Genomic DNA, 23,521 nt, shown 5'->3' on the forward strand with positions numbered 1-23,521 from the left:
GAACGGGCCTCTTGCCGTCTCGGCATCTTCATATATCTAGTGCGTTCTTGGTTGCCCTGACGCGATATGTAGCGTCATAATGCCGCCCCGGACATAAGCCACAAACGCCGTGTCCCGGCGAATTTCACGGAGATGATGGATGAGCCTGGATGACGTATCCGGAACCGTGTCTGATCGTCCGGTCGATGAGCGTGGCCCGTTTCAGGACCACGAATCTGGCCAGACGCCCGACATGTTCGATGATGTCGTCCAGCTACCCGGCCACCATCCCGTGCGGGTCAATCGGTCGCGCGACGCGCTGCTGACGCCGTTCGGCAAGGCGACGCTGGATAACCGTTATCTGCTGGATGGCGAAAGCTATCAGGATCTGTTCGGGCGCGTCGCATCCTATTACGGTGCCGATCCGGGGCATGCCCAGCGGCTGTATGACTATATCTCACGCCACTGGTTCATGCCGGCGACGCCCGTGCTCTCCAATGGCGGGACGACGCGCGGCCTGCCGATCTCCTGTTTCCTGAACGAGGCCAACGACAGCCTGCGCGGCATCGTCGATCTGTGGAACGAGAATGTCTGGCTGGCCAGCAAGGGCGGCGGCATCGGCTCCTATTGGGGCAATCTGCGCTCGATCGGCGAGAATGTCGGCCGTAACGGCAAGACGTCAGGCGTGATCCCTTTCATCCGCGTGATGGACAGCCTGACGCTGGCGATCAGCCAGGGGTCGCTGCGCCGGGGATCGGCCGCCGTGTATCTGCCGGTCTGGCATCCCGAGATCGAGGAATTCATCGAGATCCGCCGCCCGACCGGCGGCGATCCGAACCGCAAGGCGCTGAACCTGCATCATGGCGTGCTGGTGTCGGACGCATTCATGCGTGCCGTGGCCGAGGATGCGGAATGGGCGCTGCTGTCGCCCAAGGATGGCGCGCATATTCGCCACGTCTCCGCGCGGTCGTTGTGGATTCGGATCCTGACGGCACGGATGGAGCAGGGTGAGCCCTACATCATCTATTCCGATCATGTGAACAACGCGCGGCCCGAGCATCACAAGCTGGCGGGGCTGGAGGTCAAGACCTCGAACCTGTGCGCCGAGATCACGCTGCCGACCGGTATCGACCATCACGGCCAGGAACGTACGGCTGTCTGCTGCCTGTCGTCCCTCAACCTGGAAACCTGGGAAGAGTGGAAGGACGATCCGCAGTTCATCGAGGACGTGATGCTGTTCCTCGACAACGTGCTGCAGGATTTCATCGACCGGGCGCCGGACGACATGGCGCGCGCCAAATATGCGGCCTCGCGCGAGCGATCGGTCGGGCTGGGGGTGATGGGCTTCCATTCCTTCCTGCAGGCGAACAACGTGCCGTTCGAAAGCGTGATCGCGAAGGTCTGGAACAAGCGGATTTTCAAGCATATTCGCGAGCAGGCCGACAAGGCGTCGCGCAAGCTGGCCGAACTGCGCGGAGCGTGCCCGGACGCGGCGGAATATGGCGTGATGGAGCGCTTCTCCAACAAGATGGCGATTGCGCCGACGGCTTCGATTTCCATCATCGCCGGCAATTCCAGCCCCGGAATCGAGCCGATTGCCGCCAACGTCTTCCTGCAGAAGACGCTTTCCGGCTCGTTTACGGTGCGCAACCGGCATCTGACCAAGCTGCTGATCGATAAAGGTCAGAACACCGACGAGGTGTGGTCGTCGATCACCCTGACCCAGGGCAGCGTCCAGCATCTGGACTTCCTGACCCAGCAGGAAAAGGATGTCTTCAAGACCGCCTTCGAACTCGACCAGCGCTGGGTGGTGGAGCATGCGGCCGATCGCGCCGGCTATATCTGCCAGGCGCAGTCGATCAATCTGTTCCTGCCCGCGAACGTGCATAAGCGCGACCTGCACCAGATCCATTACCTGGCATGGAAGCGGGGCGTGAAATCGCTGTACTATTGCCGTTCGCTGTCGATCCAGCGGGCGGATACCGTCAGCAACGTGCTGGACAAGAGCGACGTCCTGGTCCCGGAGCCGGCAGCGGCCGCGCCGGGCACACCGACGTCATCCACCAATTACGATGAATGCCTGGCCTGCCAGTAAGCCGGTAAGGCGGCGCGGCCGCCTACTCTTGCAGGCTGTTTGCCGCATTGCTGTCGCGGAGAAGACGACATGACCGACACCCTCAACGCGCCTCAGCCCGAGGGCGAAGCCCATTTCGACCTGCTGACGGCAAATCCGGTCTACAAGCCGTTCCGCTATCCGTGGGCCTACGATGCGTGGCTGACGCAGCAGCGCGTCCATTGGCTGCCGGAAGAAGTGCCGCTGGCCGATGATGTGAAAGATTGGCACCGCACCCTGACCGAAAGCGAGCGGCATCTGGTCACGCAGATTTTCCGCTTCTTCACGCAGTCGGATGTGGAGGTGAACAATTGCTACATGAAGCATTACAGCCGGGTGTTCAAACCGACTGAAGTGCTGATGATGCTGTCGGCCTTCTCGAATATCGAGACGATCCATATCGCCGCCTACAGTCATTTGCTCGATACGATCGGCATGCCCGAGTCCGAGTATTCCGCTTTCCTTAAGTATAAGGAAATGAAGGATAAATATGACTATATGCAGGGCTTTTCGGTCGACAGCAAATACGACATTGCCCGCACGCTCGCAGCCTTCGGCGCGTTTACCGAGGGGCTGCAGCTTTTTGCGTCCTTCGCCATTCTGCTGAATTTCCCACGCTTCAACAAGCTGAAGGGCATGGGTCAGATCGTGTCATGGTCGGTGCGGGACGAGACCCTGCATTGTCTGTCCATGGCGCGGCTGTTCCGTACCTTCATCCATGAAAATCCGGAAATCTGGACCGAGAAGCTGCGTGAGGACATCCGCCAGGTCTGCCGCGACATCGTCGATCATGAAGACGCATTCATCGATCTGTGCTTCGAGATGGGGCCGGTCGAGGGCCTCGATGCCGATCTGGTCAAGACCTATATCCGCTTCGTGGCCGACCGCCGGCTGAGCCTGCTGGGACTGGACGGGATGTACCATGTCCCCGCGAACCCGCTACCGTGGCTGGACGACATGCTCAACGCCGTGGAGCATACGAATTTCTTCGAAAACCGCGCGACGGAATACAGCCGGGCCTCGACCTCGGGCACCTGGGAAGAGGCGTTCGAGGAGAGCATCTTCCAGTCGGACGGCTGATTTATCCGGCGTCCAATGGTGCTCCGTCGCGCAGGATGGCGTCGGCCTCCGGCGTGAAATGTCCATCTGCCCGGTGCAGCGTCATGCCGGGCAGGAGGGCGGCGTCCCCCCGACCGCCGACGCGCCCCTGGACCAGCACGATTCTCGCCGGCCGACCAGCCTTGGGCCAGAACGGGATCAGGCGGATCGACCCAATACCGTGTGCCCGCATGGACGCGATCGCCGCGTCGAGTGAGGCGGCGGGCAGGGCGAGAGTCAGCGTGCCATGATGGCGCACCTGTCGCCCCAGACTGCGGACCCAGACATTCAGCATATCGTTCGCTCCGACGCGCCGCGCGATATCGCGGCGTGGATTGGGCGAGGCGCTGGCATCAGTCCGATGCCAGGGCGGATTGGCGAAGGCGTGGTCGAAACCGCCTCCCTGGAGCGGAAATTCGGCGATGGCAGGCAAATCGGGCAGTGTCGCGCACAGTGCGTGCAACCGGTCGAAGCCATTGTCGTTGAAATTGGTCTGGGCGAGGGCTGCGGTGCGGGTATCACGTTCCACGCCGACGCAAGCGATGTCAGCCACCCGCCAGGCCAGGCACATCAATCCCGCGCCAGCCCCGCATCCACCTTCCAGGATGCGCTGGCCGGGGCGGGCAGGGACGGAGGCCGCCATCAGGACGGGCTCCAATCCCGTGCGATAGCCCTTGCGAAATTGCCGGTAGCGGAGCCGGCCGTCGAGCAGCGTTCCGTGGCTCAGGACCTCGATAGACGCGTCGTCCGCAGCACATGCCAGATGCGGCGTCGGCTCATGTATGATGTCCTTCGGCTTGACCGTCATTCTCACGCCGCTCATATGTTCTACAGACCAATCCAACGGGGTCGGGGAGTTTAACCTTTTGGGCGTTGCAGTCACTCTGCCGGAATCCGAGAAAACGGCAACCGCGAAGCATTCCGGCTCCGGCGCTTCGGCGCAGGAAGGGGCCGAAGCTGCTTTGCAGGAGTTGTCGAGCTATCTCGCCGACGACATGGCCGCGTGCAATCGCGCCATCATCGAGCGGATGGATAGTCCAGTCGCTCTGATCCCCCAGTTGGCCGCCCATCTGGTGGCGGCCGGCGGCAAGCGGCTGCGGCCGCTGCTGACGCTGGCTTCGGCGCGCCTGTGCGACTACCCGGTCGGCCCGGACCATCAGCGCCATGTCGCATTGGCCGCGTGCGTGGAATTTATCCATACCGCGACCTTGCTGCATGACGACGTGGTGGATGAGAGCCAGTTGCGGCGCGGGTTGGCCAGCGCCAACGCCGTGTTCGGCAACAAGGCATCGGTGCTGGTGGGCGATTTCCTGTTCGCCCGTTCGTTTCAGTTGATGACGGATGACGGTTCGCTGAAGGTGATGGCGATCCTGTCCTCGGCGTCGGCGACGATCGCCGAGGGCGAGGTTCTGCAGATGTCGACGCAGAACGATCTGTCCACGTCGGTCGATCAGTACCTCACGGTCATCCACGGCAAGACGGCGGCCCTGTTTGCCGCTGCCTGTCGCGTCGGAGCGGTGGTGGCCAAGCGACCGGAAGCCGAGGAAGAGGCGCTGGAAGCGTTCGGCACCAATCTGGGCATGGCCTTCCAACTGGTTGACGATGCGCTGGACTACGCGGCGGACCAGGCCGTGCTGGGCAAGACCGTGGGCGACGATTTCCGCGAAGGCAAGATCACGCTTCCGGTCCTGGCGGCGTATGCTGCTGGAAGCGAGGAGGATCGCCGGTTCTGGCGGCGGGTCATCGAGGAGAGCGAACAGGCGCCCGAGGATCTTGACCATGCTCTGGCGCTGATCGCCCGGACCGACGCCATCGGTGTGACGCTGGATCGTGCCGCCGTCTATGCCCGCGCGGCATGTGAGGCACTGAATATCTTCCCCGATAGCCGTTTGCGCCGTTTGTTGCAGGATACAGCGTCCTACACCGTCAGCCGGGCCCGCTGAGCGCCCGATCGGGAAAGGCACCCCCGACGGGCCTTTTCCGTTTCTCGGCTGCGCATAGTGTATAGGGTCGCACTTGCTTGTGCTTGTCCGACTGTTTTTTAATCAATCAATCAAAGAAGGCCGCGTCGGTCAGAACGTGGTTGTCGCCGGAGCAAACAGGGTTGGTGCGCTATAGCCCAGCGCAGCCATGGCCGTCGTCATGCGTGCGGGTTCAGCCGGCATGGTGGTAAAGAAGGCCCGATCGCGACGGTGGAGGGCTTCGGGCTGGGGCGGAAGCGTCTGCAAGACCGTTGCCGCCTGGCGCGCCACGGCATCCGCCGGGTCCAGCCAGATCATCCCTGGTGGCGAGGCCGCGCGAAAGGCATCCATCAGGAATGTGTAATGGGTGCAACCGATGCCGACCACGTCGATCCGGTCGCCGCCGGGTTGTTCGAACAGGGCTGCCAGTTCCCTCTGGACGATGTCGGGCGGAGCCGCGTGGCCGCGAAAGGCGCGTTCGGCCAGATCGGCGAGCCCGCGTGCGCCGTGGGCCAGCAGGGTGCAATCCGGGGCGTAGCGCTGTTGCAGGGCGCGCAGATAGGGGCGGCGGACCGTCGCCCGCGTCGCCAGCAGGCCGACGGTACGGGTGCGGCTCAGTTCGGCGGCCCATTTGATCGGTGGGACGCAGCCGACGAACGGGATGTCGTATCGTTCCCGTAGCGCCCCCAGCGCCAATGTGCTGGCGGTGTTGCAGGCGATGACGACGAGATCGGGCGCGAGGCTGGCGATGGCCTCGCCCATCAGGGTGACCACGCGCGCGATCAGTGCGGCATCTTCCTGCTCGCCATACGGATAGATCGCCGTGTCGGCCAGGTAATCGACCGGCGTGCCGGGGAGGCGGCCGCGAAGCGCCCGAACGATCCCGAAACCGCCGATCCCCGAATCGAACGCGAGAATCCGCTGCGTCATGGCAAGGCGATCAGCCCTGGCCCTGGGCGCTCTTGAAGGCCAGCGCCTCCTCCAGGCTGGACACGCCGCCATGCTTGCCCGACCAGCCGCACGGATCTTCGAGGAAGCGCCGGACCTCGGACGCGTCCTTTTCCGAGAAATAGGGCTGGCCGGCGCAGGCTTCCAGTACATCCCACCAGGTGCACAGCGCATGCAGCGAGATGTTCATATCCGCCAGCGTGCGCAGCGAACCGGGAAATACGCCATAGAAGAACACGACGAACGTGTGGTCGACGATTGCCCCAGCGTCGCGCAGGGCGCGGGCGAATCGGATCTTGGAGGAGCCGTCGGTCGTCAGGTCCTCGACCAGCAGGGTGCGCATGCCGTCGGGTACGTCGCCTTCGATCTGCGCATTGCGGCCGAAACCCTTGGGCTTCTTACGGACGTAGGCCATCGGCGCCATCATGCGGTCGGCAATCCAGGCGGCGAAGGGGATGCCTGCGGTTTCGCCGCCCACGACGGCGTCGATGCTTTCGTAGCCGATATGCCGGCCGATCTTCTCCACGCCCAGTTCGACGATCTTGGCGCGGGCGCGAGGGAAAAAGATGATGCGGCGGCAGTCGATATAGACAGGCGACTTCCAGCCCGATGTCAGTGTGTAGGGTTCCTCGGGCCGGAAATTGACCGCTTTGATTTCCAGCAGCAGCTTGGCGGTCGTCAGCGCGGCATCGCGGTCCCAGGCGGAGGAGCCCGACGAGGCGCCTGTACCGTAGCCTGTTGAATCGTTCATCTGGTGTGTCTTTCCGGTCCGATAGCGTAGGGAAACGAGGTGGAAAAGCCTTAGCGGGATCGTCCGGGAAAATCTATCGCACGACGGACATCATTCCATCGGAATCCCATCTGCGCCGCGCTGCGCGAGGGGCTGGATCGCGTCTGGCCGGGGGGCGGTTTCTCTTGCCGGAGACGGAGATACTCGTTAGTATAACTGTAATTGCAAATCGTTCGCAATAAGGATTTAATACCGTGGCGCCAGAAACGGCCGGATTACACGAAACTGCGAACGGGCGGTGGTGACCGCGTACCGGGAGTTGCGGGATGTTGGGACGGGCGATGTTTCGGCTTTCCATGCCTGCACCACCCTGTATCGCATCCATCATCCCGAGGCGTCGCTGAACGAAGCCCGGCGTCTGGTTTCCGAATGGATCGACCACCATGTGGTGCGCGGGGCCGAAGGGCCGACGGCCGGCTGCGACTGTCCCTGACTGTTTGCCCACACTGATATGCGGGCAACGAAAAAGCCCGGCGGCCCATCGGCCGCCGGGCTTTTTCATATTGCGGGCGGGACATCGCGCGGGGAGGAAATTCTCCCGAATCCTGTCGGCCTTGAGCGAGTCTGCCGATCCGGCCGGATGGAGTCACCCGGACGGATCGGCGCCGGACCTTAGCCGCGCTTGGCGAACGGCACGAAGTCGCGTTCCGGCGAGCCAGTATAGAGCTGGCGCGGACGGCTGATGCGCTGACCCGGTTCCTCGATCATTTCCTTCCACTGGCTGATCCAGCCGGTGGTACGGGCGAGGGCAAACAGCACGGTGAACATGCTGGTGGGGATGCCCATGGCCTTCAGGATGATGCCCGAATAGAAATCGACGTTCGGATACAGGCTGCGCTTGACGAAATATTCGTCGCTGATCGCGATCTTTTCAAGTTCCACCGCCAGGTCCAGCAGCGGGTCGTCCTTGATCCCCAGTTCGCCCAGAACTTCGTGGCAGGTCGCCTGCATGATCTTCGCCCGCGGGTCGAAATTCTTGTAGACGCGATGGCCGAAGCCCATCAGACGCACGCCGCTGTTCTTGTCCTTCACCTGGGCGATGAACTCGGGGATGTTGTCCTTGCTGCCGATCTTGGCCAGCATTTTCAGCACGGCTTCGTTCGCGCCGCCATGGGCGGGTCCCCACAGTGCGGCGATGCCGGCGGCAACGCAGGCGAACGGGTTGGCGCCTGTCGAGCCTGCCATGCGGACCGTCGAGGTCGAGGCATTCTGTTCGTGGTCCGCATGCAGGATCAGGATGCGATCCATCGCCCGCGCCAGGATCGGGTTGACCTGGTATGGCTCCGACGGATGCGCGAACATCATCGAGAGGAAATTTTCCGCGTAGGTCTGGTCGTTGCGCGGGTAAACGAACGCTTCGCCTTGCGTATATTTGTAGGCCCAGGCGGCAATGGTCGGCAGCTTGGCGATCAGGCGCACGGCCGACAGGTTGCGGCTGGCCTCGTTCGAGATGTCGATGGCGTCGTGATAGAAGGCCGACAGCGCGCCGACCGTGCCACACAGAATCGCCATCGGATGGGCATCGCGGCGGAACCCATTGAAGAAATTACGGATCTGTTCATGCAGCAACGTGTGCGAATTCAGGGTCGCAACGAAATCGTCATGCTGAGCAGTGGTCGGCAGTTCGCCGTTCAGCAGCAGGTATGCGACCTCAGTGAAGGTGGCCTGCTCGGCCAACTGCGCGATCGGATAACCCCGATGCAGCAGGACGCCCTTCTCACCGTCGATGAACGTGATCTTGCTGGTGCACGACGCCGTCTCGCCATAGCCGGGGTCGAACGTGAAGACACCGAGATCGGCGGTGATCTTGCGGATGTCCAGCACGTCGGGACCCAGCGTTCCGGAATGGACCGGCAGACTGGCTGTTTTGCCCTCTAGCGAGACGGTGGCCACTTTTGCTGGCTCGGTCATCAAACTCTCCTCTTGGTCGTTCGCCGCCGTGCGAGCGGCCATTCTCATCCCCAACCTGCGGACACCTGTCCTCTGCGTGACAGTTTGCGACGTATCGGTCCGCCGCTGTGTCCTCATGCAGGCATGCGCCGAGATAAGGACGAAACGGCTACCGTGGCAACTCTGCCGGCAGGGGGGCGCTTACCCCCTCAATTGCATAGCGCAAGGGTCAGAACGGCCTGTTTGCGTGCCAGTGCATGCCAGGGGCCATGCACCGTGAAACAGGCAAGGGAAGCGACCGGAAAGCCCCGAATCAGGATCGTCTTGTCCGGGTCGTCGATGGCGTGTCCGGCCAGGTCCATCACCAGTTGGTACAAATCCGGATTGTGCCCTATCACAATGATATTGTTAATATTTTCTGGCGTTTCCTGAAGAATTTCCAGGATGCTTTCGCTGCCGCATTCATAGAGCCGGGCCTCCTGGCGCAGTTGCGGCGCGACGGTGGTCGAAAACGGGCCGAGTGCCGCATAGGTCTCGCCCGAACGCATCGCCGGACTGATCACGGCCATCTCCGGAACGAAGCCGATCTCGCGCAGTTGTGTTCCGCGCTGGTGGGCCTGACGGCGCCCGGCGGGGGTCAAGGGACGCCCGAGGTCGCTGGATGGGCTGGGATCGCCATAGGGGCCGGGGAAGGCTTCCGCGTGGCGCATCAGCACCAGCGTCCGCGCGGGGCCCTCTATCCCGGCGGGGTCTGACGCGGTGGCCATCAGACGGTGCCGGGCCCGGTGGATTTGCGCGCGATGGCTTCGTGATGGCGGATGACCTCCTTGATGATGAAGGCCAGGAACTTCTCGGCAAAGTCGGGGTCCAGCCGCGCGGCCTCAGCCAACTCGCGCAACCGCGCGACTTGCCGGGCCTCGCGGGCCGGATCGGCAGGGGGCATGTTGTGGCGCGCTTTCAACTCGCCCACGGCCTGGGTATGGCGGAAACGCTCGGCCAGCATGTAGATCAGCGCGGCATCGATATTGTCGATGCTCTGGCGGAGCCCCAGAAGCATCTCCTGGGCGCCCGGCGCCTGACTTGTCTGGTCGATGGCCACGGTATCGTTCACGTCAACATGCTCCTGTCTGTCGATCGTGCGGTTATACCGTGTTTCAGTCCTCGGCGGGCAGATCGATCCATGCCAGGTGGCCGCCTTTTCCGGCACCTGTGTCGGTAAAGACCGAGCGGCCCCCGGCGCGTCCGTCGCGCACCCACGGGCGGCCGTCGGTCGACCGGCGGTCGTGCCCGCAATAAACGGTGTAGCCGGGCGGAATATGGTCGACCCAGTTCAGCCTGCGTTCCGGGTAGCCGTCCTTGCGCGTACGGCCCGTGGTTTCACCGAACAGGGCGCGCGACAGCAGCGGGGTCACGTCTCCGAGGCCCGGGGGCGGAGGTTCGGAAAGCATCCGAGAGTGGAAGCCGCCATGCACAAAAATCCGCCGGCCCAGCACGATCCACGGCGGCGCCTGCGCGATGTCCTGCACCGCCCGGTGATGGACGTCGTCGTTATCCGGGACCTGGAACTGGCGGACGGTCTCGCTCAGCGCGGCGTCGAACCGCAATTTGTGGCCCGCCAGGGCGCGCGCCAGCTTGCGGTCGTGGTTGCCCAGGATGAACAGTCCGCGACCGTCATCCAGCAGGCGCTGCATCAGGCGGAAGGTGCCGACACTATCCGGTCCGTGGTCCACCAGGTCGCCGAGCTGGATGACGAATCGGTCGGTTGCCACTGCGTGTTCGAAAGCCCGCAGATCGCCGTGCACGTCGCCGACCACCCGAATCGGGCGCCCGGCGATCAGTGCTTCCAGCGCAGGCAGGTCGCGCCAGAATTCAGCTCCCTCGGCCGGTAAAAAATCCGGCGTGGGGAGATGTTGTGGCTTCCAGGCTGTGTCGTCGGTCGACGGGATGTGATTCTGCGGCATGGGGCTTCGGTCACGATGAGGGAGGTGATAGGCCTTTCGTCGGATATGGGGTGACGGTCGTCATCTTGCCATGTGTCAGCCGTCGACGCCCCGGAATGTGGGGGCAGCGCATGGCAGGTAGTCGTTCTTATCTGGATGCCGCCAGCCAGCCGGGGTAACGGCGTTCGATCCTGATGATGAGATTGTCCACACCACGACGCAGCAGCGCCACGTCCTCGGCCAGCAGGATCAGTCCGAGTGGGAGCATCCACAGGCCCAGGATCGGCAGAAAGGACAGCAATCCCCCCACAATCAGCAGGAGACTCGCCAGAACCCGTGCTGGACGGCGCGATGGAACCCGCAGCCAGTCGATCGCCCCGCGCAGCCGCGACGGCACGCGGGTCAGGGCCATGCGTACCAGCCGCTCATGATCGTTTTCCAGGTCGTTCACGGGGGACTTGCTCAAGGATAACACTCTTTTGTTGTGACGGGTCCGCCAGGAAAGAGAACAGATGGCGTGTCGGCCATCCTGGTATCCGATACGGTATCCTGTCTTCATGGCAGGATCGGGGCGACCGGACCCGCGCAGTACAAGACCAAGATAACGAAAAGACACGAGGAAAGGTTCCATGATCGATCATAGCCGAATCCGGAACGCCGCCTTCCGGGCAAAAGTGACCACCGCCGAGGAGGCCGCCAAATATATCCGTCCGGGCAGCATGGTCGGCATGAGCGGCTTTACCGGGTCGGGTTATCCGAAAGCCGTTCCGCAGGCCCTCGCCGCGATCATCGAAGGGGAAAAGGGGAAGGGGAACGATTTCCGCATCCGCCTCTTCACCGGCGCCTCCACCGGCCCGGAACTGGACGGCGCGCTGGCCAAGGTGAACGGCATCTCGTTCCGAATGCCCTACAACTCGGACCCGATCCTGCGCGGTCGCATCAACAGCGGCGAGACCGAATATCTCGACATGCATCTGAGTCATGTGGCCCCGATGACGTGGCAGGGCTTCTTCGGCGAAATGGATACGGCCGTCATCGAGGCCGTCGCGATTCGCGAAGACGGCACCATCGTTCCGTCGTCGTCGGTCGGCAACAACAAGACCTGGGTCGAATCCGCCCGCCAGGTAATCATCGAGGTCAATAGCTGGCAGCATTCGGCGTTGGAGGGCATGCACGACATCTGGTACGGCACCGCCCTGCCGCCGCACCGTGTCGCCATTCCGCTACTGCGCCCCGATGACCGGATCGGCCAGGCCACGCTGAAGGTCGACCCGTCGAAGGTCGTCGCGGTGGTCGAGACCAATGCGCCAGACCGCAACGCGCCTTTCTCGCCGCCCGATGCGTCGGCCAAGGCCATTGCCGGGCATCTGATGGAGTTCTTCCGTCATGAGGTGGCGAAGGGCCGCCTGCCGCAGTCGCTGCTGCCATTGCAGTCGGGCGTGGGCAACGTCGCCAATGCCGTGATGGGTGGCCTGGAAGAAGGCCCGTTCGAAGACCTGACCGCCTTCACCGAGGTGATTCAGGACGGCATGCTGGGCATGCTGGAATCGGGCAAGATGCGTGTCGCCTCGGCGACCGCCTTCTCCCTGAGCCCCGAAGCCGCGGAATCGCTGAACGACCGTATGGCTGAGTTCCGCTCCAAGATCATTCTGCGTCCGCAGGATGTCAGCAACCACCCCGAGCTGATCCGTCGCCTGGGCTGTATCGCGATGAACGGGCTGATCGAATCCGACATCTACGGCAACGTCAATTCGACCCAGGTCATGGGCTCGCGCATCCAGAACGGCATTGGCGGTTCGGGCGATTTCGCGCGCAATGCCTATATCTCGGTCTTCATGACGCCGTCGACCGCCAAGGGGGGCAAGATCTCGGCGATCGTACCGATGGCCTCGCATGTCGATCACATCACCCAGGATTCGCAGGTGCTGGTGACCGAACAGGGCCTGGCCGACCTGCGTGGCCTGTCGCCCAAGCAGCGGGCCGAGACGATCATCCGCAACTGCGCGCATCCGGACTATCGCCCGCTGCTGCAGGATTACTACAACCGGGCGCGGGAAGGCTCCTTCGGCCAGCAATCTCCGCATCTGCTCAAGGAATCGCTGTCCTGGCATCAGCGCTTCATCGAAACCGGCACCATGCTGCCGGGCTGACATCCGTCAGGCAGCGCTCCCAGGGCAACCCCTGGGAGCGCGGCGTTCGCAGGTGGAATGCAAATGACCAGATAGATGTTTGTTTTTAAAAGATATTATTCGTCAGCGATCATGTCGCCGCGAAGGTATGGCATGTAATGAATTATCTCCATTCCATGTCATATTTATCTGTTTCTAAAAGATTTATGGTACAAATCTGCGGGTCGCGGGCTATTCGGAAAACAAGGCGCGACGATGTGATGCCGTCACACCATTCTTTTCTGTATTGTTTTTAAAGCAGATATTCGCTTCATTCGCCTTGGTGGGCAGCTTCGGTCCTGGGTTGGCCGACCATGCTCGCCGCGTGGTCAAGATCGACCGACAGCACACGGCTGACGCCGCGCTCCTGCATCGTCACCCCATAGAGCCGGTCCATATGCGCCATGGTCAGTTGGTGATGCGTCACGACCAGGAAGCGCGTGCCGGCTTCGGCCACCATATCGGCCAGCAGGGCACAGAAGCGCCCGACATTGGCATCGTCCAGCGGTGCGTCGACTTCGTCCAGCACGCAGATCGGCGCGGGATTGCAGCGGAATACCGCGAAGATCAGCGACAGGGCGGTCAGGGCCTGTTCGCCACCCGAGAGCAGTGACAGCGTGGCCAGCTTCTTGCCCGGCGGCTGGGCATAGATTTCCAGCCCCGCCTGCAACGGGTCGTCACTCCCCACCATGCCCAGATGTGCCCGCCCGCCATTGAACATGCGGGCGAACAGCGACTGGAAATGCCTGTCGACCTCGGTGAACACCGCCAGCAGGCGCTCGCGCCCCTCGCGGTTCAGGGCGCCGATCGAGCCTCGTAGCCGGGCAATGGCCGTATCCAGTTCGTCCTTTTCGCGCTGGATGGTGGTGATCCGCGTCTCGGCTTCGTCGGCTTCCAGTTCGGCGCGCAGATTGACCGGTCCCATATCCTCGCGCTCGCGGGTCAGGCGGGCGATCTTTCGGCGCAGGCTGGTTTCTGCCGCTTCCGTCAGGTCGGGCGGAACGATGCCGGGTGGCTCCGGCGTCTCGGTCAGCAGTTGGGCCAGGATGGCTTCGGCCTGTTCGTGCCGGCCCTCGGCGCGCAGCACGGCCTCACGCCCGGCCGCCAGGGCGGCCTCGGCATCGCGCCGCGCGGTCTGGGCGTTCACCAATGCGTCTTCTGCCTCGGCCAACTGGCGGGAGGCCTCCGCGTGGTCGGCCTCGGCCTTGGCCATCGCCTCGCGCGCGCTTTCGCGGGTGCGGGTGACTTCTTCAGGCATGGAGGCAAGGCGTGCATGGTCCGACCGTGCGGCATCCAGGCGGGTTGTGGTGCCATGCAGTTCGGTGGTGGCGGCGGCCTGACGGGCGGTCCAGTCGGCCAGCGCGGCCGCAATGCCGGTCAGGCGGGCCTGGATGGTCTGGTCCTCGCCGGCCAGGGTGACGCGATGCTGGCGAGCCTCGTCCTCGGCCTGCCGGGCGGCGGCCACGGCCTCGCGTGCTTCGCGGACGTGGGCTGCGATCGCCTCCAGATCGGGCAGGGCCTGCTGCTCGGCAGTGATGCGGGCCAGCCGTTCCGCCGCTTCGTCCCGTTCCTGGCGCAGGGCGTCCAGGCGCGGCGCCTGCGCGTCCAGCACGCTGCGGGTCTCGATCAGTGTGGCCTGTCGGGCCGCGTGGGCGGTCTGGGCCTGTTCCAGTGCCCGTTCGGCCTCCTGCTGACGCTGTCGGCCTGCCTCATGGGCCGCAGCGGCCTCACAGGCCCGGATTTCGGCAGCGGCCAGGGCGGAATCGGTCTCGGCGCTGGGAGGCAGAGCCGCGAGGGTGGCTTCGGCCTCCTGCCGGGCGGCCTCGGCCTGCTCAGCCTCACGGGCGATGCGGTGCAGTTCGGGGAGGATCGTCGCCAGTCGCGCTTCGGCCTCGTTATTGCGAGCGGCCGTGGCCTCATCCTCCCGTCTGGCGACTTCCAGTGCGGTTTCGGCGCGTTTGCGGGCGTCGCGGCATGCTGTTTCAGCGGCCTGCGCGGTCTGTTCCTGCTGACGGGCGACTTCATGGCGCCGGGCCAGTTCAGCGGCATCCGGCAGGTCGGCTGCTGCCTGCCGGGCGGCATTCAACGCGGTTTCGGCCTCCGCAAGCGTCTGCGTCGCCTGATCGTGCTGGGGCTGGACCGTCTCCAGCCGGGCGCGCGCGGTGGCGTCCAGCCGGCTGATTTCGGCTTCATCGGTGCGGGCCTGACGCAGGGCAGCTTCGATTGCCGCGCGGGCGGTGCGGGCGTTGCCAACTGACTCGGTCGCCGCCGATCGGGCCTGCTCGGCAGCAGCCAGAGCGGCTTCGACGGTCGGGAGATCGGCCAGACGGGTCTGGCGCGCGGCCTCGGTTTCGCGCAGGAGGTTGCGCTGTCGCAGCAGCAGCGCCGCCCGGCTGGGCTGGCCGGCCGCCACGCGATAGCCATCCCAACGCCATAACGCACCGTCGCGTGCCACCAGGCTCTGGCCCGGCAGTAGGTCGTTCTGAAAGGCCGCGCCGTCGGCCCCGTCCTCCAGTAGGCCGATCGCGGCCAGGGCACGGGCCATGGCAGGCGGGGCCGTCACCAGCGTGGCCAGGGCAACCGTGCCCGCGCCCGGCAGCGGTGGCGCGCTCAGGGGCGACAGGGCATGCCACATGCGCGGCGCGTCCGGTGCGATAGAGGCATCCAGCCCATCGGTCAGGGCAGCGGCAAGGGCGGCTTCCAATCCGTCGGGCACCGTGATGTCATCGACGACCGGCCGGAAATGTGTCTCGCTCTGTCCGGTTTTCAGCGCCTGGGTCAGGCCTTCCGCCTGCGCGTCCAGCCGTGAAAGGTCGGCCTTCAGTTCGCTCAGGCGGTGCGTCGCGGCGTCGCGGTCGGTGGCGGCGCTCGCCAGGGCGGCTTCTGCGCCTTCCAATGTCCGGCCGGCCTCGGCGAGGCGTTGTTCCGCATCCTCGCGCGCCGTTCTGACGGCGGTCAGCCGTTCCGGTGCGATGGCGGCAGACTGGGCATGTGCCAGATCCTCGGCCAAGGCATGCAGCCGCGTGACGGCGCGCTGATGCGCCGTATCCGCCGATTGCATGGCAGCCTGGGTGGTGGTGCGCCGGTTCGTGCCCTCCTGAAGGCGGGCATAAGCGTCGATCCGGCCGGCGGAGGCTGCCTGACGGTCCAGTTCCGCCTGCTCCAGCGCGGCACGGGCGGCATCTAGGGTGGATTGCGCTGCGACGAGACCGGCGCGCAATGCATCCCGGTGTTCGGCGGCGACCCGCTGGCCATGGGCCTCGTCATGCCGGCGCTGCAAGCTCTGCTGTTCGGCCCGCAAGGCCGCGGCGCGCTCCGTGGTCTGGGACAGCGCCCGGCGGGCCGCGTCATGATGGCGGTGGGCTTCGTCCGCCCGGCCGCGCGCCAGGCTGGCCGCCAGCGTGGCATCGGATTGTTCCTGCGCCGCCTGCTCCAACGTGATGCGGGCTTCCGCAAGCCGCGTGGTCGCGGCTGCCAGTTCGGTGGCCTGAGCCTCCAGCACCGAGGCTTCGGGCAGAGTGCCGCGCAAGGTCTCCAGTTCGGCGGCCAGGGTGGCATGCTGCGCTTCGAGACGCGCGTGGCGGCCCTGTGCCTCGGTGAGCGCGGCCGCGACCTGCGTTGCCCGGGCCTGGGCGGCATTGGCTTCGGCGCTGGCCTGTTCCAGCGCCTGCTCGCGCGCCTGCACCATGGCGGTGGCATCGGTCTGGGCCTGTGCAGCCTGCGCCATCTCATCGGGCAGGGCGGAAAGACGCCCGGAGAGGCTGGTCTGCTCGGCTTGGAGGCGGGCGACGTTTTCGGCGGCGTCGGTCTCGCGCGCCTGGGCGGCCTGATGGTCGCTTTCGGCCTGGCCCAGCCGCTCGATCGCGGCTTGCGCGGCCTCGGTCGCGCGCTGTTCCTCGCGGGCCATGCCTTCGGCCAGGATCTTCTGGCGCTCCAGAAGCGTGCGGCTCTCATCCGCGCGCGCGCGCAGCGCGGGGACGTCGCGATTGGCCTCGAATTCCGCGATCACGCTGGTCTCGGCGGCTTCTTCGGCCTGGACCAGCGCCTGCCGTGTCTGCCGGGCCGTCTGGCCGGCCCGTTCCACCGCCAGACGCGCGCGGGCATGCAGCAGGGCCAGAAGAGTGGTCTCGGATTCACGGAGCGCGCCGGAAATCTCGCGATAGCGCTTCGCCTGCTGCGACTGATCACGCAGACTGCCCAGATGGCCTTCCAACTGGATGCGCAGATCCTCGGCGCGGGCGAGATTGCCTTCGGTGGCGCGCAGTTTCAGCTCCGCCTCATGCCGCCTGGCATGCAGGCCGGTGATGCCGGCGGCTTCCTCCAGGATGCTCCGCCGTTCCTCGGGCCGGGCATTGACCAGCGCTGAAACGCGGCCCTGGCTGACCATGGCCGACGAGCGCGCGCCCGAGGCCAGATCGGCGAACAGGGTCTGCACGTCGCGGGCGCGGATCGGCTTGCTGTTGACGCGGTAATCGCTGCCGGAGCCGCGCTCGGCGCGCCGTGTGATCTGCAATTCGTCCTGATCATGCAGCGGAGGGGCCGCAATCCCCTCCGTGCCTTCCAGTGTCAGCGTCACCTCGGCCAGGTTGCGCGCCGGGCGGGCAGCGGTGCCCGCGAAGATCAGGTCGTCCATTTCGCCGCCGCGCAGGGAGCGGGCGGAGCTTTCGCCCATCGCCCAACGCAGGGCCTCGACCACATTGGATTTGCCGCAGCCGTTCGGTCCGACGATCCCGGTCAGGCCGGGCAGGATATCGACCGAGACCGGATCGGCAAAGCTCTTGAAGCCGCCGATGCGCAGGCGGACAAAACGGGCAGCCATGGAAGCAGGGACCTGATCAGCTCAGCGAAGCGACCTTCTTGGCAAAGTCTTCGTAATTCATCTCCTGGCCGACCTGCTCCTTGTCGTTGAAGCGGAAGGTCGGAGTGCCCTCGATCTTGTATTCGGCCTGGGCGCGGTTTTCCTCGTCCATGATGGCTTGGCGCAGCGTGTCGTCAGCCAGCGTCTTCTGGAACACGTTGGCGGGCATGCCGGCCAGCGCGGCCATTTTCTGCAATTCTTCCTGCGGGTTCACGTCGCGCGCGAAGGCCCAGCGGTCCTGGCTGGCCAGCAGGGACAGCACGAAAGGCTCGTAGCGCTCCGGCGGCAGGGTGCGCGCGATCATCGCGGCTGCCAGCGCGATCTGGTCCAGCGGAAAATCGCGGAAGATGTAATAGACCTTGCCGGTGTCGATCAGATTGCTGCGGATCTGGGGGAAGACTTCGGCTGCGAATCGCGCGCAGTGGGTGCAGGTCAGCGAAAACCATTCCTCGACATGCACCTTGGCCGCCGGATTGCCGGCCGCGCGTACGGCCATGCGCGGGTCGGTGGCGGCCCGTGCGGCGCGGATGGACAGGGTCGGTCCAAGCAGGAGGGCAGGGGTCGCGGTCGCGATCAGGGCGCGGCGGGTAACGGGCATGGCTGAACGGTCTCCGGCAGGCTGAAAGGGGCGGACGGTAAAAGGGGGACAGAGCCCGCAAAGCGGGCAGGCGTCAAGATGCCTGCGAACGGGTGGATGGGGGCGTCGGCACCGGGCGGGCCGACCACCACGCGGAGAGCGCCGAGCCCGAGATATTGTGCCAGATCGAGAACAACGCCCCGGGCAGGGCCGCCAGCGGGCCGAAATAAACCCGCCCCAGCGTGGCGGCGAGGCCGGAATTCTGCATCCCGACCTCGATCGCCAGCGTTCGGCAGGCGCTTTCCTCCAGCCCCAGCAATCGTCCGCCCCAATAGCCGCCTAGCAGGCCGATCCCGTTATGCAGCACCACCCCGAGCAGGACCAGCGGCCCTGCCGCCGCTAGTGACGGCCGCACCGAGGCGACGATGGCCCCGATGATCGTCATGATGGCGATCATGGCCACCAGCGGCAGGACAGGCTCCACCCGGCGCACCAGGCGGGGGGCCAGCATGTTGACGGCCAGTCCCGCCGCAACCGGCAGCGCGACCAGCATGACGATGCTGCGCAGCAGGGCCAGCACATCGACCTGCACGTCGGCTGCCACGTAAAGCCGTGTCAGCAGCGGCGTGGCGACGATCCCGACCAGGGTGGAGAGCGTGCTGATACTGACCGACAGGGCCACGTCACCCCGTGCCAGATAGATCATGACATTCGATGCCGTGCCGCTGGACACGCTGCCGACCAGGATCATGCCGACCCGCAGGGCCGGCGGCATGCCCAGCAGCCGCCCGATCAGCCATGCCGCCAGCGGCATGATGGCGTAATGCAGCACGATCCCGGCCACGACCGGTGCGGGGCGGCGGGCGATGCGCCGAAAATCCCCCACCGTCAGCGTCACGCCCATGGTGAACATCACCAGGGCCAGCAGCGGCGTGATCGCCGGCGTCAGGACCATGAAGGCACCCGGTCGCCCGATGGCGGCGACCGAGACCAGAATGGCCCACAACGGGAAGAGGCGGGTCAGGATGGACAATTCAGTCAGGCGGCTGGAGGCGGTGCCGGCGGCGGCCTTACGCGTACCTTGCGGATATGCAGGGCATCCGCATCGAGCACGCGGAAGACCAGCCCGCTGTCATGGGTCAGCACTTCGCCGCGTGCCGGCACATGGCCCGCCAGCCGGAAGACCAGGCCGCCCACCGTCTCGATCTCGGCCTCCCGCTCGGCCTCGGTCAGCAATGTGCCCAGCCGGGCCTCGAATTCCCCGACCGGCAGGCGGGCATCGACGTCGAACGTGCCGTCCGGCCTTTCCTGGATCAGGACTGCCGTCGGTTCGTCATGCTCGTCGGAAATGTCGCCGACGATGGTCTCCACCAGATCCTCGATCGTCACCAGCCCGTCGACGCCGCCATATTCGTCGATGACCAGCGCCAGATGGAGGTGGCGCTGGCGCATCTGCAACAGCAGGTCCAGCACCGGCATCTGCGGGGCCACCATCAGGGGCTGGCGCAGCAGCGTTTCCACGTTGAAGGCTTCGCTGGTGCCGGCATAGGCGATCAGATCCTTCACATGGATCATGCCCACGATGTCGTCGAGTTGCTCGCGATAGACCGGCATGCGCGAATGGTTCTCGCGTCGCATCAGGGCCAGGGCCTCGTCCTGGCTCAGCGATACCGACATGGCGACGATGTCAGCGCGCGGAATCATCACGTCGTCGGCGGTGATGCCGCGCAGCCGCAGGACGTTCGCGATCAGCGCGCGTTCCTGGCGGTCGAGCTCCGAATTGGCATCGGTCCCGTCGCCTTCGGCCTCGTTGGCTTCCTGCACCAGGGCAGCGATGGAATGGCGCAGCCCATGCTCGCCGCGCCGGCGGCTGAACAGGGAAAGCAGGCCCCGGCCGCGTGGACGCGGCGCATGGGCATCGTCAACCCGGCTCGGCGCGCCCTCGGGCGACGCGGGCTCGGGCAGGGGGCGGTTCACTGCGCGTCCTCCATGCGGCCCGACGGCGAGCCAGGGCGGAACTTCCATGGATTGGGGACGGACAGACGGCCCAGGATGCGGGCCTCCTCCATTTCCATCCGCCGTGCCTCGCCTGCCTGGTGATGGTCATGGCCACGCAGATGCAGGATGCCATGAACGACCAGATGCATCAGATGATGCCGGATCGGCCGCCCGGCCGCCTGCGCCTCGCGCCGGACGGTTTCGAGTGCGATCATGATGTCGCCGCCCGGTATGCCGTCAGGGTAATCGAAGGTCAGGACGTTCGTGGGCTTGTTGCGGTCGCGGTGGCGCGCGTTCAGCCGGCGGATCGTGCGGTCGCAATCCAGCGCGATCGTGACCGGCGCCGGCTCGTCGCCCGCCCAGGCTGCGCGCGCGGTGCGGCGCACCAGGGCCGCGATTCCAGGAACGGCGCCATGCCAGCGCGCGTCCGCGACGATCACGTCGCAATCCGGGCTGTCCTGCACCATGGTGGAGTGAGGGCCGGCGGCCATTTCGGCCGCCGGCGGTCTTATAACGTCCCCGTCCGTTTCGGCGGGGTGTTTGCTACTTCGCGGTTCCATTGTTCTCCCGGCGCGCCCTGCTGCGGGACATGTCCCGTTCGGCCGCCGCTCGCTGATCATAGGCGTCCACGATGCGCGCGACCAGCGGGTGTCGCACCACGTCGTGGGACTCGAAACGCATGATACCGATTCCCGGCAATCCTTCCAGCGTGTCCACCGCGTCACGCAGACCAGATGTCACGCCATTGGGCAGGTCGACCTGGCTCAGGTCGCCGGTCACCACCATGCGGGTGCCGCTGCCCATGCGGGTCAGGAACATCTTCATCTGTGCGGCGGTGGTGTTTTGGGCCTCGTCGAGGATGACGAAGCTGTGCGCCAGCGTACGGCCGCGCATGAAGGCCAGCGGTGCGACCTCGATCTCGCCCGTGCCCATGCGTCGCACCACCTGGTCGCCGGGCATCATGTCGTGCAGCGCGTCGTAGAGCGGGCGCAGATAGGGGTCGATCTTCTCCTTGAGGTCGCCGGGCAGGAAGCCGAGCCGCTCGCCCGCCTCGACGGCCGGGCGCGAGAGCACGATCCGGTCGACCTGGCCGGCCTGGAGCATCGCCACGGCCTGGGCGACCGCCAGATAGGTCTTGCCGGTGCCGGCGGGCCCGATGCCGAAGACCATTTCGGTCTGCGCCAGCATCTCCATATAGCTTGCCTGGCCCGCCGAACGGGGGGCGATGGCCCCCCGCTTGGTGCGGATGGCCGGCAGTTCCGCCAGCGGCACGCGCGGCGTATCGGACAGAGATCTGGTTGTGCCTTGGGGTGCGGTGGCTTGGGTCATCCTGGTCCGTCCTTCGGCTGCCTGGCGGGGCATGGTGTGGTGGGCGGCGGCCATGCGGATCGCCGCGTCGATATCGGCGCTGTCCAGTTCGCCTCCGCCCCCTTGCAGGCGCTGATAGAGGCTGGCCAGGGCCGCCTGGGCGATTTCCACGCGGTCGGGGCTACCATTGAGGGCGATACGATTGCCCCGGCAGGACAGGCGGATACCGAATCCACGTTCGAGATGAAGCAGGTGACGGTCATGATCACCGACGAGTTGTGCCAGCAGGGCATTGTCGTCGAATTGCAGCGTGACCGTCCGCATCGCGGCGATGTCGGACGGGGCTTGATGATCGCGCGTCCGGGCGGGGCGCCGGCCGGGCAGAATCGCTGATACCGTCTGTTCTCTCAAGCGAAGGCTCTCTCCTGTATGAGGGTTCCACTCAGTGAGTTGGTGTATCGCTCCCGGATTTCGACCTGTGCGATCTGCCCGATCAGCGCGTCGGGCCCATCCACATGCACGGCTTGCAGATAGGGCGACCGGCCGGACAACTGTCCCGGCTTGCGTCCGTGGCCGGTAAACAGCACCGGAACCACGCGCCCCACCGTCCCGTCATTGAAGGCATCCTGCTGCGTGCGCAGCAGGGCCTGCAAGGCCTGAAGCCGTGCGTCCTTCACGTCCTCGGGCACCTGGAGCGGCGCGCCGGCGGCCGGGGTGCCCGGACGGGGGGAATATTTGAACGAGAACGCCTGCGCGAACCCGACATCGCGGATCAGCTGCATCGTCGCCTCGAAATCCGCATCGCTCTCACCGGGATGACCGACGATGAAATCAGACGACAGGGCGATGTCCGGCCGCGCATCTCGCAGGCGAAGGACGATGTCGCGATATTCAGCGGCGGTATGCCCCCGGTTCATCGCGGCCAGGATCCGGTCCGACCCCGACTGTACCGGCAGGTGCAGGAACGGCATCAGCGCCGGCAGGTCGCGATGGGCGGCGATCAGCGCGTCGTCCATGTCGCGGGGATGCGACGTGGTATAGCGGATGCGCGCTAACCCTGGAATCGCCGCCAGGGCTTCGGCCAGGCCCGCCAGCCCCCAGACCCGGCCATCCGGCCCTTCGCCGTGATAGCCGTTGACGTTCTGACCCAGCAGCGTGATCTCGCGCGCACCCGTTTCGACCAGGCGGCGGGCCTCGCGCAGCACGGACTCGACCGGGCGGCTGGATTCGGCTCCGCGCGTATAGGGCACGACGCAGAACGAGCAGAATTTGTCGCACCCTTCCTGGATGGTCAGGAAGGCCGTCAGGCCGCCCGGCGTCTGCGGGGCCTGGGCATCGGGCAGGAAATCGAATTTCTGCTCGGCGGGGAAATCGGTGTCGATGACGGCACCGGCCGCCCGTGCCGCCCGTGCAACCATCTCCGGCAGCCGGTGATAGGTCTGCGGGCCGAGCACGATATCGACGTAGGGCGCACGGGCGAGGATTTCAGCGCCTTCGGCCTGGGCCACGCACCCGGCAACGGCCAGGATGGTGCGCTGTCCTTCGGCGGCACGGGTCTCCTTGACCAGGCGCAGGCGGCCGAGTTCGGAGAAGACTTTTTCCGCTGCCCGATCACGGATATGGCAGGTGTTCAGGATCACCATGTCGGCGGCGTCGGGCGCTTCGACCGCCTGGTATCCCAGCGGACGCAGTACGTCGGTCATGCGCGCGCTGTCATACACATTCATCTGGCAACCCCACGTGATGACATGGAGGCCCTTTACCTCCCGGTCGGACTCCGTGGGGGGGCAGACAGAATGCTGGGTCACGATTGAAACTTCCTGGGCGCGCCGCCGGACCATCCCGCGCGGTCGCGGGAACACATCATATGCGCGGGGCGCCCGGTCAAGGGCA

General features: G+C 65.5%; 20 protein-coding genes. 5 read left to right on the top strand and 15 right to left on the bottom strand.

Going from position 1 to position 23,521, the window contains the following annotated elements; translation table 11 throughout:
* The first annotated feature begins 139 nt into the window (after window positions 1–139).
* Together C7453_RS08125 and C7453_RS08130 are read left to right on the top strand one after the other, a co-directional pair.
* Complete coding sequence (locus C7453_RS08125; protein ID WP_114727010.1) at window positions 140–2,074, top strand: ribonucleoside-diphosphate reductase subunit alpha; 1,935 nt, start codon at window positions 140–142, stop codon at window positions 2,072–2,074.
* Window positions 2,075–2,143: 69 nt separating this feature from the next.
* A complete protein-coding gene (locus C7453_RS08130) occupies window positions 2,144–3,172 on the top strand; it encodes a ribonucleotide-diphosphate reductase subunit beta (protein ID WP_114727011.1) in 1,029 nt (342 codons plus the stop codon).
* 1 nt (window position 3,173) lies between these two features.
* Here the strand turns inward: C7453_RS08130 and C7453_RS08135 are convergent, their stop codons facing one another.
* Window positions 3,174–3,998: a tRNA1(Val) (adenine(37)-N6)-methyltransferase gene (locus C7453_RS08135; protein WP_220791192.1), complete on the bottom strand. Its 825-nt coding sequence runs from the start codon at window positions 3,996–3,998 to the stop codon at window positions 3,174–3,176.
* Between the two features lie 58 nt (window positions 3,999–4,056).
* On the opposite strand from C7453_RS08135, the gene C7453_RS08140 reads away from it, so the two are divergent.
* Window positions 4,057–5,133, top strand: coding sequence for a polyprenyl synthetase family protein (locus tag C7453_RS08140; RefSeq protein WP_245948921.1), 1,077 nt, complete (start codon window positions 4,057–4,059; stop codon window positions 5,131–5,133).
* 129 nt (window positions 5,134–5,262) lie between these two features.
* On the opposite strand, the gene C7453_RS08145 is transcribed toward C7453_RS08140, so the two are convergent.
* Both C7453_RS08145 and C7453_RS08150 read right to left on the bottom strand, forming a co-directional pair.
* Window positions 5,263–6,081 (bottom strand): glutamate racemase, encoded by an 819-nt coding sequence (locus C7453_RS08145; protein WP_114727013.1) that lies wholly within the window; start codon window positions 6,079–6,081, stop codon window positions 5,263–5,265.
* 10 nt (window positions 6,082–6,091) lie between these two features.
* Window positions 6,092–6,850 (bottom strand): orotate phosphoribosyltransferase, encoded by a 759-nt coding sequence (locus C7453_RS08150; protein ID WP_114727014.1) that lies wholly within the window; start codon window positions 6,848–6,850, stop codon window positions 6,092–6,094.
* Window positions 6,851–7,103: 253 nt separating this feature from the next.
* On the opposite strand from C7453_RS08150, the gene C7453_RS08155 reads away from it, so the two are divergent.
* Window positions 7,104–7,322, top strand: coding sequence for a hypothetical protein (locus C7453_RS08155; RefSeq protein WP_114727015.1), 219 nt, complete (start codon window positions 7,104–7,106; stop codon window positions 7,320–7,322).
* Window positions 7,323–7,501: 179 nt separating this feature from the next.
* On the opposite strand, the gene gltA is transcribed toward C7453_RS08155, so the two are convergent.
* From gltA to C7453_RS08180, 5 genes are all read right to left on the bottom strand, one after another.
* On the bottom strand, window positions 7,502–8,800 hold the full coding sequence (gene gltA, locus C7453_RS08160; protein WP_114727016.1) for a citrate synthase: 1,299 nt from the start codon (window positions 8,798–8,800) through the stop codon (window positions 7,502–7,504).
* A gap of 188 nt (window positions 8,801–8,988) precedes the next feature.
* The gene (locus C7453_RS08165; RefSeq protein ID WP_114727017.1) at window positions 8,989–9,546 is read right to left on the bottom strand and encodes a SixA phosphatase family protein; all 558 of its coding nucleotides are present in this window, start codon (window positions 9,544–9,546) and stop codon (window positions 8,989–8,991) included.
* Entirely contained in the window at window positions 9,546–9,890 is a 345-nt protein-coding gene (locus C7453_RS08170) for a chorismate mutase (RefSeq protein WP_371858458.1), read from the bottom strand. The genes C7453_RS08165 and C7453_RS08170 overlap by 1 nt, the downstream gene beginning before the upstream one ends.
* A 43-nt stretch (window positions 9,891–9,933) precedes the next feature.
* On the bottom strand, window positions 9,934–10,740 hold the full coding sequence (locus C7453_RS08175; RefSeq protein WP_114727018.1) for a metallophosphoesterase: 807 nt from the start codon (window positions 10,738–10,740) through the stop codon (window positions 9,934–9,936).
* A 127-nt stretch (window positions 10,741–10,867) separates the two neighbouring features.
* On the bottom strand, window positions 10,868–11,194 hold the full coding sequence (locus C7453_RS08180; RefSeq protein ID WP_371858461.1) for a hypothetical protein: 327 nt from the start codon (window positions 11,192–11,194) through the stop codon (window positions 10,868–10,870).
* A 154-nt stretch (window positions 11,195–11,348) separates the two neighbouring features.
* Between C7453_RS08180 and C7453_RS08185 the strand changes: the two genes are divergently transcribed.
* Entirely contained in the window at window positions 11,349–12,869 is a 1,521-nt protein-coding gene (locus C7453_RS08185; protein ID WP_114727019.1) for an acetyl-CoA hydrolase/transferase family protein, read from the top strand.
* A gap of 289 nt (window positions 12,870–13,158) precedes the next feature.
* Here the strand turns inward: C7453_RS08185 and C7453_RS08190 are convergent, their stop codons facing one another.
* From C7453_RS08190 to miaB, 7 genes are all read right to left on the bottom strand, one after another.
* On the bottom strand, window positions 13,159–17,706 hold the full coding sequence (locus C7453_RS08190; RefSeq protein ID WP_114727020.1) for an AAA family ATPase: 4,548 nt from the start codon (window positions 17,704–17,706) through the stop codon (window positions 13,159–13,161).
* A 16-nt stretch (window positions 17,707–17,722) separates the two neighbouring features.
* Window positions 17,723–18,343 (bottom strand): thioredoxin domain-containing protein, encoded by a 621-nt coding sequence (locus C7453_RS08195; protein ID WP_114727021.1) that lies wholly within the window; start codon window positions 18,341–18,343, stop codon window positions 17,723–17,725.
* A gap of 73 nt (window positions 18,344–18,416) precedes the next feature.
* On the bottom strand, window positions 18,417–19,355 hold the full coding sequence (gene panS / locus C7453_RS08200) for a ketopantoate/pantoate/pantothenate transporter PanS (protein WP_114727022.1): 939 nt from the start codon (window positions 19,353–19,355) through the stop codon (window positions 18,417–18,419).
* A gap of 5 nt (window positions 19,356–19,360) precedes the next feature.
* Window positions 19,361–20,299, bottom strand: coding sequence for a hemolysin family protein (locus C7453_RS08205; RefSeq protein WP_371858459.1), 939 nt, complete (start codon window positions 20,297–20,299; stop codon window positions 19,361–19,363).
* Complete coding sequence (gene ybeY, locus C7453_RS08210; protein ID WP_245948923.1) at window positions 20,296–20,811, bottom strand: rRNA maturation RNase YbeY; 516 nt, start codon at window positions 20,809–20,811, stop codon at window positions 20,296–20,298. The genes C7453_RS08205 and ybeY overlap by 4 nt, the downstream gene beginning before the upstream one ends.
* A gap of 52 nt (window positions 20,812–20,863) precedes the next feature.
* Window positions 20,864–21,952 (bottom strand): PhoH family protein, encoded by a 1,089-nt coding sequence (locus tag C7453_RS08215; RefSeq protein WP_114727093.1) that lies wholly within the window; start codon window positions 21,950–21,952, stop codon window positions 20,864–20,866.
* 83 nt (window positions 21,953–22,035) lie between these two features.
* Window positions 22,036–23,469: a tRNA (N6-isopentenyl adenosine(37)-C2)-methylthiotransferase MiaB gene (gene miaB / locus C7453_RS08220; RefSeq protein ID WP_174787921.1), complete on the bottom strand. Its 1,434-nt coding sequence runs from the start codon at window positions 23,467–23,469 to the stop codon at window positions 22,036–22,038.
* Between the last annotated feature and the right edge of the window lie 52 nt (window positions 23,470–23,521).

It is taken from the genome of Gluconacetobacter liquefaciens (assembly GCF_003350405.1).
Lineage (GTDB): Bacteria > Pseudomonadota > Alphaproteobacteria > Acetobacterales > Acetobacteraceae > Gluconacetobacter > Gluconacetobacter liquefaciens.